Source organism: Aureliella helgolandensis, assembly GCF_007752135.1.
In the GTDB taxonomy this organism is placed as follows: Bacteria; Planctomycetota; Planctomycetia; order Pirellulales; family Pirellulaceae; genus Aureliella; species Aureliella helgolandensis.
Window position 1 is genome coordinate 1,949,191 of sequence record NZ_CP036298.1, and the last position, 12,317, is coordinate 1,961,507.

Annotated in this window: 10 protein-coding genes; 2 read left to right on the top strand and 8 right to left on the bottom strand. The window is 54.3% G+C overall.

The genetic code is table 11. The annotated features are described in order from the left end of the window. Window position 1 precedes the first annotated feature (1 nt). The 8 genes from Q31a_RS06885 to Q31a_RS06920 form a co-directional block, all read right to left on the bottom strand. A complete protein-coding gene (locus Q31a_RS06885) occupies window positions 2-736 on the bottom strand; it encodes a hypothetical protein (protein ID WP_145075899.1) in 735 nt (244 codons plus the stop codon). 2 nt (window positions 737-738) lie between these two features. Next, window positions 739-1,056, bottom strand: coding sequence for a hypothetical protein (locus tag Q31a_RS06890; protein WP_145075902.1), 318 nt, complete (start codon window positions 1,054-1,056; stop codon window positions 739-741). A gap of 138 nt (window positions 1,057-1,194) precedes the next feature. Continuing rightward, window positions 1,195-2,175 (bottom strand): DUF1559 domain-containing protein, encoded by a 981-nt coding sequence (locus Q31a_RS06895; RefSeq protein WP_145075905.1) that lies wholly within the window; start codon window positions 2,173-2,175, stop codon window positions 1,195-1,197. A 197-nt stretch (window positions 2,176-2,372) separates the two neighbouring features. Beyond that, the gene (locus tag Q31a_RS31335) at window positions 2,373-3,005 is read right to left on the bottom strand and encodes a MerC domain-containing protein (protein WP_145075908.1); all 633 of its coding nucleotides are present in this window, start codon (window positions 3,003-3,005) and stop codon (window positions 2,373-2,375) included. Window positions 3,006-3,131: 126 nt separating this feature from the next. Next, a complete protein-coding gene (locus tag Q31a_RS06905) occupies window positions 3,132-3,698 on the bottom strand; it encodes a hypothetical protein (RefSeq protein WP_145075911.1) in 567 nt (188 codons plus the stop codon). Continuing rightward, window positions 3,695-4,171, bottom strand: coding sequence for a hypothetical protein (locus tag Q31a_RS06910; protein ID WP_145075914.1), 477 nt, complete (start codon window positions 4,169-4,171; stop codon window positions 3,695-3,697). Before Q31a_RS06910 ends, Q31a_RS06905 begins: the two co-directional genes overlap by 4 nt. Window positions 4,172-4,173: 2 nt before the next feature. Further along, window positions 4,174-5,511, bottom strand: a complete 1,338-nt coding sequence (locus tag Q31a_RS06915) for a hypothetical protein (RefSeq protein WP_145075917.1) — start codon at window positions 5,509-5,511, stop codon at window positions 4,174-4,176. A gap of 412 nt (window positions 5,512-5,923) precedes the next feature. After that, window positions 5,924-6,331, bottom strand: coding sequence for a hypothetical protein (locus Q31a_RS06920; RefSeq protein WP_145075920.1), 408 nt, complete (start codon window positions 6,329-6,331; stop codon window positions 5,924-5,926). 1,394 nt (window positions 6,332-7,725) lie between these two features. On the opposite strand from Q31a_RS06920, the gene Q31a_RS06925 reads away from it, so the two are divergent. Further along, window positions 7,726-8,331 (top strand): RNA polymerase sigma factor, encoded by a 606-nt coding sequence (locus Q31a_RS06925; RefSeq protein WP_145075924.1) that lies wholly within the window; start codon window positions 7,726-7,728, stop codon window positions 8,329-8,331. Next, entirely contained in the window at window positions 8,328-12,227 is a 3,900-nt protein-coding gene (locus tag Q31a_RS06930; protein WP_197356367.1) for a serine/threonine-protein kinase, read from the top strand. Before Q31a_RS06925 ends, Q31a_RS06930 begins: the two co-directional genes overlap by 4 nt. Window positions 12,228-12,317 lie beyond the last annotated feature (90 nt).

Genomic DNA, 12,317 nt, shown 5'->3' on the forward strand with positions numbered 1-12,317 from the left:
GCTAATTGAGTTGGATACGTTGGTTTTGGCGCCGCTGCAACAGCCAGCCCGTCACCAGACAAACGCCAGCGAGAACGGTGAAAGGGACAAGGGAGGTTGCGGCTGCCTGCGTCGTCGCCACGTCGCTTGTCGATGGCATGGAGTTGTTTAAGCTGGGTGCTACGCAGACGACGGTCAGAAGGCTCAGGCAGCAGATGAAATGTAGTTGGGCACGCTGTGACGCGGAGAGAAGACTGGCGGCCAAGCTAGTCGCAAGTAGCAGGGCTGAGACTAGGCCTGCACTCGCCATCCCAACCCACTCAGGCCTAGCTCCGACTTGCCGCGCTAACCAAGATTGCTGTACGATCAGGATCGCGATCACTATTGGGATAGCTGGGAGCGTGTGCAAGATTCCTAGCAGTGTCCGCCAGCGATCCACGCGATCCTTGCCAGCGACTCTTATTCCGCCGTAGAATGACACTCCCGTAACGACAACCACCACAAGTGCCAGATTTATTAAATTGTCCATCGGCAGGAATCGGGCTTGCAGATCAGACATTGAGTTCGCGTCAGCAATTGGATTCACCAAGAACACGGCAAGCGCGCTCAAGCCGACGACCAGCGGCAACAGATACCACTGCCTCGAAACGGCAAGCCCAGACACTTGCCAGACTAGCGCAATCAGGAAGCAGGCTGCCAACAGGCTTGCTTCGTGACTTCCGCCTATTGCTAAGAGCATTTCAATGAGATTCGACATTTTCACTCGACTCCTGAAAGTTCATCAAACGGTGCACCGATTCCTTCTACCATCTCGTCGCCTCGTGTTCCTTTGAACTCAACCATCGCCCAGCGGCAGGTGTCCTTCATTGGTGACAGCCAGTAGACTCGCTGCCGCGATCCACTGCTGTAGCAAACGGGAGTTACCTGCAAGGCTGGGTTATCTGCTACGTCAGCAGCCCGCCGAAAGTATCTCGCGAGCTGCGCATCGTGCTTCTTGTCCCAGGTTTGTTTCACCCATTCGCTGCCATCAGCCTGAATGGCGTCTGGTTGAATGACTTCGCGACTCGAACTGGGCACGGATCGGTTGCATCCGGCCATCCAAAGACTGGCTGACAATGCCAAAATCGAAATGCGACTTCTACGAGTGCAAATTAGAACCATTGGGAACCCCGCGATGGAGAAGTCAACGAGCTGAGATTTAGTGTCACGATCAACCTAATCCAAACCATTTTGTACAACCTCACCATCGCGGCGATCGTGTAGAATCCGCCAAGTGTTTAAGTCGATGCTGTCGGACAGGAAGTGGACGCTTCCATCCGCTAGGGCCGCGTTGACTCCTCCGGTATGTTGACTCCTTGCACCGGAAACGCATTCGCCGTGGTGCGAGACATCAGGTTGCTTCGCATTCGGTGGAAAGAAACCGTTGATGAATGTTTGGTAAGTGATGTTTCGAATCCATTGTCCAGCGCGACGCCCCTCGTAACGCATGGCTGAACGTGCAACTAGATCCTCGGCGGTCGCGGAACACGCTCCACCGCCGCTCACACGCTTGATTTGCGTTCGATAGTCAACCAAATCCGTAGTGTCGTCCCCTCTCATGCCGAACAGTGTTTCGGCCACGATCAGAGTGTTGCTTGTACCGTCAGTGATTTCGCTAAACTTCACATTCGAGCCGCGCCAAGCGATACCGAATGTATCCTCACGGCTGCAGTAGGAGAATCCATTTCCTGGTCCGGCGTTCACCATGTAGTTAGCTCCAGCCCACTCTTGGTCTTTCTCGATGTAGAATGGATTGCCAGGATCACTTGGGCAAAGAAACACCGCAAGTAGTTGACCGACTACCGGCGCTAGGTTTGGATTGAGATCAGGATTGTATGCAACACCAGTAAGCAGCGGCTGCTGGTAGTCAATGAGGTTGTGAAGGTTGGCTTGCTCAACGAACGGAAGCAACTTGCTTTGGAACGAGTAGCCGTAAAGCGAATCTTCGGCGGGGCCAGGGAATCTCTTGTGAGCTGATTCGTAGTTGTGCGCCGCCAGCGCCAACTGCTTGAGATTGTTCGAACATTGCATTCGGCGAGCAGCTTCACGTGCGGCCTGGACGGCTGGCAAAAGTAGGCCCACCAGTATGCCAATAATGGCAATGACTACCAGTAGTTCGACGAGAGTAAACGCCTTGCTCTTTTTTGTATGTTTCATGGTTGTGTTTCCAAAAAGTGGATCGAATGATTTCTGAAATGGGAACTCTCTGCTCCCGCGAGCGTGTCGCTCCTCTGATGTGGCTGGTTTGCTCCAAAAAGTGCCTCAAGCATTGACTTAGCAGGAGTCCTGCGCTTGTTTACCAAGGTGAACCACCGCTAGTTCTTCGCGCTCGAGGATTGCAGTGCGAACGATTCCTACGCTTTGCAGCAAGCACACTGGCACAGCAAGCGGCGGTTGTAGAGGTGTGCGGAAACGAGCAAGAGTCCACCCAGAGGTGTCAGGCCAGCCTGATACCAGGGCGCCAAATCGCTCGCGTCTTCGCCCGAACTCATCGCAGCGTCGGCAGTAGTTTCAGACGGACAGCACGCGCAACAGCTTGCTGAGCAATTAACAGTCTCATGCGAGGTTGCAGCGTTCGTTGTATGCGCATCCTGGGTGGGCAAGGCAACACACGACGCGCAACAATCGTCCATTGCAAACGCAGCAAAACCGATCACGGTGATTCCCGCTCCTGCGATGGCTGCTGGTATCATCCGTCGATGTTGCCGCCATCCAGGAAGAAATGCGATGATTGCGATCGCAAAACAAAGAATCGCCATGGTCGCGTGAAACGACTCGTGGGACAAGAATTGCAATCCAAACATTGGGAGGAACCCAATTACAAACGGCATCGCTGCACAGTGAACTGCGCAAGCCACTGATGCAGTGATGCCTAGCCAATCTTGCCATCCCCCTTGTCGGTTGGTTGATAAGTCTGCTGTTGGCATAGATGCGGCTCTGTTTAAAGTTGATGGTATGTGGTCGAGAGGTGTAGTAGTTGTGTGCATTGGATTCAGTTGTATGTATTGAGCGAAATAGTGATGGGCGAAGCTCTAGTGCGCGCAGGTGTTCCGGTCAGACCTCGCACCTTGGAGGCTTGAGTTAGGTCGGATGCATAGCGCGGTATCATGGCGTTAGCTATGCACACGCTCAGCGAACTCTGCTGCTTTCTCCGGCGATAGCACATGCAACGAGCTGGCGCTAATCAGCATGATGTCGCCGACTTTGGTTGCAGTGCCTACCACGACCAAATCTTGGTTCCTATTCAAGCCAAAGAGGATTTCTGCGGACGGCTTGAGAACTTCGCCAGATTCCTGCACCACTTGGACAATGGCTTGTGCGGCATTCTCCATGTCGCGTTTGCAGAACGGACAATCACCAGGGTCGTTGTGTGAGTGACCCGGCTTGGGAAGTTCGATAAAATTGAAGGCTGCCGTGTCGAGATCAAAGGGAGATCCAAGGCTTGAGAAAATGCGGCCGACAACTCGTATTCGCTTATCTTCTTCAAAGGTCGCATAAGCCTCGGATAGCGAGGAAACATCCGCAGGTGCCTCTGGCGTTAGAACCTTGGCCCTCAAATCGGCAATGGACTGTTTTTTTTCACCTTGGCAGCCTGCAGCAACTGGAAGGCAGATGCTGGAGGCTAGGGTGCCGAGTAGCTTCAAATAATTCCGACGGTTCGTTAATCGTTCCAAGTTCATTTTGAAACCTCTTTGATTTTCTTTAGGTTTTTAACGAGTTGTGCTTCAATCGCTTGGATGTCGACATCTTCTCCGCCATGCAACGTGTTATCGAGCTTTCCAAAGCCATCGAACAGAGCTTCTACAGCTTCGTTGACCGCAGTCATTTGCTCCGGCGAGAGTTTGCCTTCCTTTGCAGCCAGTTCGGGCAACTTTTCAAGCGAGTGTCCAACTCCATGTAGCGTGTCGTGAACATCCTCGGGTGAGCCATCCACGAACGCTTGGCAGATTTCCGTCGTCATTGCCTCAATGTCTTGCACTAATTCTCGAAAGTTCTCAGCATGCTCCTCCGAAGACACTTCATGGCCTTGTGATTCGCCATGTTCGTACTCTCCTTGGTTAGGTGTGGCGTCGCGCTGCCCTTGGCATCCAACAAAACCAACGATCAAAGACATACTCAAAACACAGCACCCTCGAATGCTTCTATAAAACATGCCTAACCTCCTACTGCGATGATGCGAGTGGGAGTTCCGCCAACCTGGAGTGTGGTTTGCACTGTCCAATCGCTGGTAGAGAGAATCGCGATGGTTCCAGATCCTGGATTGGTGATCGCAACGTAGGCGCGACCGATGGCGGTCGCTTCGTGGTGCCCACTGTGTCCCTCAATCAAGCTGCGGCCCACAACGATGGACGATCTGAGATTCGCATCGGAGTAGTTTCCGTCGCGATTCGGATCCAGTGCAATCACATGCATTTTTTCTGGAAGTTCGCCACTATGGCTTTCTTCGAAAAGTAGAGCGAACGGTTCGCCGGTTCGTGATTGGACAACTGTGGGGGTGGTAGCTGAGTTGCCCTCCGCCACGGACAGCCCAACGGTGCCCAACACGGGCTTGGAGCTCGATGCGTCCAGCATGCACAGCTCGGCAGCCGAACCACGCCCGGTATTGAACAGCACATGGTTTGCAGATGTCACGAAGGCGCCCGTTCGCCTTGGGGTTCCGTCCGTGTCGTCTCCTAGCGAAACATGATTTACAACGACAGCCGTCGCCTGCTTGCTCAAACTGATATCTGCTTCGACCCAGCAAATCCCATCGCTAGGGGCAAAGAATACTTTGCCGGAACAATGCATTGCTCCGTGAATGCCACCACTGGGAAGTTGAAACTGATAGCGACGGTTGGCATGGCTTCCCAGTCCAACGACATCCACGCGGCCAACATTATCGCCGTCGCGGTCGATCCAAGTCGAATAGGCAACTTGTCCGGAAACCGCCGCCAGCGTGATGTGTCCTCCACCGGCGCATACAAAATGATCCGCACCTGTGCCTTGGTTGATACGAAGCTGCGCAGGTGAGACCACCGTAAAGCCGTTCTTCTTGTCATTCGCAAGGTAGAACATGCCATCGTAAAGATAAACGTGCGCCGGATTGCCTTGTTGATCATCCAGCCTCGTGACAAGTAGGTTGGGCTGCGCAGTGTATTTCCAATGGAAATGATTTCCATGGGCTTCTTGCACTACACCGGACTCGATCGCAACCCATCCACTCTGAAACTTCCCTTCTTCCGTATCATGAATTCCAGTTAGCACGATTCCATTTGCCTGTTGCATCTGGACATGCATCTGCTTATCTGGCTCCAGAATTGGAAAGCCATCGACCTTGGCGGTTTTCAAGCTCCATGCTTGATCTCGCTTAAGATCACCAGTTTTGAGCGATTGGTCGGAAGCGTCCTGCCAGAAAAGACGTGCGATGATCCGCTCGTTGGTTTGGGCGTGCGCTGACGTAAAACCAAGGAGCATTAGGCTCAATGTCAAGAGACTTCGTAGAGGTATTCGCATTTGCTTTTTTCTATATTTAATGATGTTTACGCTTGGGTATGCTTGTTTTGCGAGGTGCACTCGATTTGTAAACACGCACTCAGTGCGCGCAGCGGTCCCACCTATGCCGGTGATGAGCTACTAGCACTACCACCGACAATTGATTGACATCGCGGCCAATATTGGCCAAAGCGAATTTGGGCCAACTCTATTGCCACTGCAAAAAAGCCTGATGGGATGTGCGAGCATCCACTCAACGCAATCGCGCGGACACACTGCTCAATCACACGGAACTAGTTGGCCCGCTAGCGCATGCGCTGCAGCAGTCGTCGTTAGGAGGCTAGTTGGCGCGTAGGTAGGCCACGATCTCACATCACGCCAGTAAGCTGACCAGCGCGGTGATGCAACAATGCAATGCCTACTGTGTTGACGCCTAGGCGAGGCAGGGAGGTCCACGGGCCTTAAGGTAGACAGTCCGAATCGATTCGGCTGATAGATACGCCACAGCAACTGAGGTGATCAGTTGGCCGCTGTAGACTTCGAGAATGAAGCAATGCTCGAACTGAGCTTGCGCGTAGAAGGCACAGATCGAGCAAGCACCATGGCTGGCTACAACCTGTGGATTGTCGCCCGGCCCCGACGTCCGTCGCGCCAATGAATGCTCAACGTGCGAACAGCAATGCGACGAGTGGCCTGCGACGCTTGACGGATCATCTTCGACTTCGCAGGAAGCGTCGCTATGTGAGCAGGCATGCTCGTGTTGGTGCCAATGAGGCCCAACCGCGGCTGGCACTCCATAGAGTGCGACCAAGCATATTGCGACGATACGTTGAGAGAACAACTAAGAACTCCGCACAAACGGGTGCGGTCCGACCGAACGCAATTCTAGACATGCAGTAACTCCATGTCAATTGATGCAACCGCGAATGACCTCGACAAACTAGTTCCTGAATCCGGCACTGTGCTACGGGTGTTCGACGACGAATCGGAGAGCAGTCGATAGCAATTATCCGTGGCGAGAAAGGTCACGGAAGCCTCCTAGCCCCAGTTGCTCGAGCAGCCTCCCGTCGCACCACCATGGAGCGTCCCTGCTACTGGCCTGTTGAAGGAAGGCACGAACGCTGGTTCTAAAGACCGCAGTTTGTATTGTTCAAAGATCGACAAAAAGTCGCGGTCTAAAGAGGCAACCTGAACGGTGCTGGGGTGATGAACGCTATCTGCCCTTCAGTTCCCGTATCCGTCGCCTTCACCGTCAATGAACGTGGCAGACTTAACGGCAAGTACGGACTTGGGCATCCGAAGGAAAGGGGCATGAGACATACGGGCTTCCTGCTGTCGCCACGCATTCCGTATTACAAGCCGCCGTGTAGTAGATCGAAGCGGAAGGCTTGAAAGCCGCACTGTCGTTGACTCAGGACCCGCAGTCGGACGTACAGAATACGAAGACGGGGGCAGCGACCACCAGCTGAGCCTAGTTCAATTGCTAGTGAGACGGCGTATTTCATGCGGAGCCGGCAACGAAACCGATCGCTACAGCGAACACATTTATTTTGGAGGACCAGTGCGGCGCACACTTTTTCGAACAACGCTTCAAAACGAAGCGATTGGAGGATGCCGCCGACGCGCTGGCCTGCATGGACTACGTGGACCGCAACCCGTTGTGAGCCGGTATGACCGATTCGCTCGACGGCTCGGAGGAGTTGCCCAGAGACCAACTGCAACCACCCGTTTGACTTGACGGCACGCCGGTGAATCTTGCCGAACACGCGGAACGACACAGGAGGTACGGTCGTCGCTGTGAGACGCAGCTTGGCCAGCACGCCTGCCGGGAGATCCGGGAGCGGCTGGCTGCCCAGCGCCCACAGCCATCGAACCGATGGGCGGAAGGCGGGGGCTCTCTCTCAGCCCGCTGGTGCAGATGAATCCTCAAAGCCTCCCAGTGCTCCACGACGCCCGACCTCCAGTGCGGTCGCTGCGCGCGCTCGTGCTTGCAGAGTCGCCGGCACCGCTAGGGGCGGCGTACCATCTCAGCCTAGCAAGTGCAAAATATTCACTGTCCCCGTTCGTTGTTTCTGCAGAATCTGCTGAAAGGTTTTACACGCGGTTGTGTGAAACCTTGTAGAGCGGGACGTTTGGGAGAGATTTAGTCCATAATGCCAGCATGACACCGCGGTCTCCACCTTGACCTCTCGGTGCAGGACCACCGAGCTATTCATTATTCTATTGTGAGCGATCATGAGCCAGTGGCCGGAAACGAGCGTGAGTTTAATTCTGCGGATTCGTGATTCGCTCGATGCGCTCGCATGGACACAGTTCATGGCGATTTACGAGCCGGTGGTTTATCGGCTTGCCCGACGGCGAGGGTTGCAGCACGCGGATGCAGAGGATCTGTGTCAGCGCGTGTTCATGTCCGTAGCCAGGGCCGTTGAAGACTGGGAAGTTCAAGAAGATGGCCCCCAGTTTCGCAATTGGCTAGGTCGAGTCACTCGCAATGCGATCCTGAATGCGCTCACTCGTGTGAAGCCGGATCGAGCGGCGGGGGGCTCTAGCGCGGCGGATTTGCTGCTGGAAATACCGGACGGCGAAGACTTGACGACGGCGATTTTGAACGAGAGCTGTATGGAAGCGTTCCGTTGGGCGGCGAAACAAGTTCAAGGTGAATTCAACATTTCGACTTGGGCCATGTTCCATGAAACAACGATTGGCGGTCGCAGCATCGCGGACGTTGCGGCGGAACTGGGCAGTAGCAGTGGCGCGATCTACATCGCTCGCTGTCGCGTGATGCGACGCATCAAAGACAAAGTGAACGAAGTGTCCGATTTTTGGAATATGGAATCATGAAAACCGTATCTCAGTGTCTACAGGAATCGGACATCGAAGCGTTGCTGACCGGCAACGACGCGACATCGCAAAGCCAGCGGTGGGAAGAGCACATTTCTTCCTGTGACAGTTGCCGCGTGGCGATGGCTAGCCGAGTCGGAGACCTGCAATGGTGGCATGAAGCCGAGCGATCATTGCAGGGTGAGGTCACCGCAGAAGGGAGCGATCTCTGCGTCGATGCAACTGATGATCGTGAGAGTACCGACGAGCTATTAGAACTGCTCGGGCCGACCGATGACCCGCTAATGCTGGGACGCATCGGCACGTACGAAGTCCTGGGCGTGCTTGGTCGAGGTGGGATGGGAATCGTTTTCAAAGCCTTCGATGCTCCGTTGAATCGCTATGTCGCAATCAAGATGTTGCTACCGCATCTGGCGGCATCGGGCGCTGCGCGAAAGCGATTCCAGCGCGAAGGCCAGGCGGCGGCAGCCGTGATCGACGACCATGTCCTACCGATTTATGCCGTCTCCCAGTGGCAGAACATTCCGTATCTGGTGATGCAGTACTCGTCCGGAAAAAACCTGCAACGACGGATCGACGATGAGGGTCCGCTGGAGGTGAAAGAGATTCTGCGAATCGGCATGCAGGCCGCTCGCGGTCTGGCCGCGGCACACGCGCAAGGCCTCGTCCATCGCGACGTGAAGCCGTCCAACATGTTGCTCGACGGGTCGGTGGAACGAGTCATGTTGACCGATTTCGGCCTGGCTCGCGCGGTCGATGACGCTAGCATCACGCGCACCGGAATCATCGCAGGAACGCCGCAGTACATGTCACCGGAACAGGCCAGCGCCGAGACGGTCGATCACCGCAGCGACCTGTTCAGTCTCGGCAGTGTCCTGTACGCGATGTGCGTCGGCCACTCGCCCTTCCGAGCCGAATCCAGCTATGGCGTGCTGCGATTGATCACCGACAGAGAACCGCGTCCGATACGAGAACTGAATCCAGAAATTCCGGAGTGGCTGTGCTTGATCATCGGAAAACTCATGGCCAAGCAACCTGTCGAGCGATTTGATTCAGCCGAACAGGTCGCCGAGTTGCTCGAAGGCTGTCTCGCTCATGTTCAGGAACCAACGACCACGTCGCTGCCCGCGTCTGCAGCGAAACTCGTCGAGAGTTTCGGTACCGGCAGTCGTGCCGCCAACATGACCGGTAGTCTAGTTGGCTCCCGCTTCCCTCCGATCGGCAAGCTCATTGTCGCTGCCGCATTTGCGTTCTTCACCATTGCGGCCACGATCATTTTTCTGGAATCGGGCAAAGGCACAATTCGCATTGAGACCAATTGCGATACCGACGTACCCATTGTCATTCGACAGGGTGACGAAGTTGTCAAACATCTGACGATTTCAAGAGACGGCGCGACTGCTCGACTGAAAGCCGGTCAGTACATTCTCGAAATCGAAGGTGACGGTATACACTTCGCGATTGAAGGTAACGAAGTTACCCTGAGCCGCAGTGGCACTTGGCTCGCGACGATCAGTGAGACCCCTGACGCCGTCCTGGAAAACGCGGAAATCACTCCTCAGCTCTCACCAGATAAGTTGCCCGGCGGCACAGAGTTGTCACTTGAACGCTCACCCGAATTTGCATCGGTTAAAGTCAAGGTGTTGCGAGAGAACAGGACCGCACTAGCTGGAACTCAAGTCAAAATCCGAATGATAGGCAGTTCAGATCGTCCAGTAGAGGTGAAGGGTGTCAGCAACAAAGACGGTGTTGCGATTGATCAAGCACTGCCCTACGGAAAATACCAGATTGAAGTGACGACGCCCGCTAGCTGGCAGTTGAGTAGCAGGTACTTGCCGCAGATCGTGCAGTTTGGGAAGGGGTTAGATCTGACGATTGTGGCACCATCATCCGACGAGAACTGCGTCACGGTTATCGATTCAAAATCCAAGGCGTCGGCAGACTCGATTTCGAGCCTTCGTTTCGGAGAAGCTCGCGACTACATGACCAAGCGAAATCTCATCAGCGGGGCCTATGGGAATCCATTCGTGCCGGAGCCGGACGCGCCGCCGGGCGAGTTTCACTCTTTTCCGACCCCAACCAATGGAGTTGGTGAATTGATCTATTCGATCCGTTTCCACTTGACCCGAGAGGTGCTGCAGGTGGATGGAACAACCTCCCTGGAGTGGACTTGGCAACCTAATGGGCAAAAGCTCCCCGCGAGATTCATGGTCTCACGGCGAGGACTCCATGAACACTCTGCCCTTCGCTCCGTTACGGTGGAACCCACCAACCATGACGGCCTCTTCATGAAATCAGGCAATGATTTGATGCGTGTTGGCTACTACCTATTCCAGCTCGGCGAGCCGCTAACGGTTCCGCACAAAATCAACCATCCGCCCGGAAACCTCACGGTTTACCTTGCGGATATTTATGGGCGTCCAAATGCGGATTCGCAATCCGCACTGGGCATCGCTGAAACTGAAAGCATGAATTGCTTCTTGCCAATCAGTCTACAAAAGAATTCTCAATGGCTTGCCAGGCTTCTCAATATAGAAGACTGGTCACCCTATCGGAAGGATCAAACTCACCTCGGTCACCTCTTGAGAAAAGATGTCGGACTGAAACCAAGCGACGAGGCAACGGTTCAGATCGACGCCTTTTTTGGCGAGTCCGAGAGCACGCCCACCGGAAAAATATCCGATGTACTATTCCGCCCTTTTAGCGATACGGATGTTGCTACGGAAAAAAACTCTGGAGCGTTTTCAGCACCGCAGTTCGCTGGCCAGCCGGTTTCAAAGTGGCTGGACGACTACTGGGAATACATGAACACTGATGTTGCCCCTCACCAAACGGGGTTCGAGCACGAACGTGCGTTGAAGTCGATTGTCAGGTTTCGCTCGATCCCAGCTTGCGATGATGTGATCACTGCCGCGATGACTGAGTGGTTCGCTGAGATTGAACATGAATTGGACGCGAAAACGCTGACGGTTGCCGCACACTGCATCGCCACTGTCTCCGGGAAGCGACACCAAAAATCGGCGGTTGACTACCTCTTCAATATGGTCGATCAGATTTCTGAATTGACATTGACCGAGGAGCTGATCGAAGATTTTTACGATGAAGGGAATCCGTGGAACCTCATTTGTAAACAACTCCCGTTGAGAGATGAAGCGTTCGTCAAACAGATCGCAGATCGCCTTCGAAATGGAAGTACCAATCAACGACTACTCGCCTTGCAGTTGTCGATCGGTACCGAGTCGGGCATGGAGGAAACCGCCCCAGATTCCGCGGCAGATGAAGGCTGGATACGTTCCAATCGCGAGCTCCTTCTGCCGGCATTGCTTATTGCATCTCACGACGATAGCGACCGCGTGCGGTTGCACTCGCTGTTGATGCTGCAGTCATGGAGCACGGTCGACGGCAAAGTCTCGATACGAATGAAAGAGGCGTTCGAGTCAGATCCATCACTTGATGTTCAGTCATTCTTGATCGATTGCTTCTACCCGCTTAACAAAAATCTGGATGCGATTCATGACAAACTGATGACGTGGGCAAAGTCCAGAGATCCGGAGACCGTGCTAAAGGCGATGTTTTGCATGATGCAACCAAGCAATGAGGGGCGGCGCGAGCATTCGATTGACTCGCTAATTCTGCTGTTGAGTGATCCCGAGTGGGGGTTGGAAATTGAGAGCCGTGTTCCGGCGAATGGAACGCTTAAGTCTCGAAAGATGCGTCAGTTCGCAATCACACTGCTGGGCGAATATGGTAAGGAAGCCCGCCGAGGCCTACCCGTATTGCAGGCCGAGCTAGCACGCGATCGTGAATTGACTCGGACGTTTGCCCAGACAGCGATTGTAACGATCGCAAGCGACTCAAACGAAGCGTCAATGGAATCAACCGGTTTGGGATTGTAAGTTGAAACGCGCCTCGAACGCTTTCCTCGCCCGACGGAACCTCTCTCAATCTCGCTACTGCGAAGGACGTTGTTCTTGCCTGCCGAGAGC

Bases quoted from the DNA above. Each gene is read 5' to 3' on its own strand.
- Q31a_RS06930 (WP_197356367.1), top strand. From the start codon at position 8,328: ATGAAAACCGTATCTCAGTGTCTACAGGAATCGGACATCGAAGCGTTG.
- Q31a_RS06925 (WP_145075924.1), top strand. From the start codon at position 7,726: ATGAGCCAGTGGCCGGAAACGAGCGTGAGTTTAATTCTGCGGATTCGT.
- Q31a_RS31335 (WP_145075908.1), bottom strand. From the start codon at position 3,005: ATGCACACAACTACTACACCTCTCGACCACATACCATCAACTTTAAAC.
- Q31a_RS06915 (WP_145075917.1), bottom strand. From the start codon at position 5,511: ATGCGAATACCTCTACGAAGTCTCTTGACATTGAGCCTAATGCTCCTT.
- Q31a_RS06895 (WP_145075905.1), bottom strand. From the start codon at position 2,175: ATGAAACATACAAAAAAGAGCAAGGCGTTTACTCTCGTCGAACTACTG.
- Q31a_RS06905 (WP_145075911.1), bottom strand. From the start codon at position 3,698: ATGAACTTGGAACGATTAACGAACCGTCGGAATTATTTGAAGCTACTC.
- Q31a_RS06910 (WP_145075914.1), bottom strand. From the start codon at position 4,171: ATGTTTTATAGAAGCATTCGAGGGTGCTGTGTTTTGAGTATGTCTTTG.
- Q31a_RS06885 (WP_145075899.1), bottom strand. From the start codon at position 736: ATGTCGAATCTCATTGAAATGCTCTTAGCAATAGGCGGAAGTCACGAA.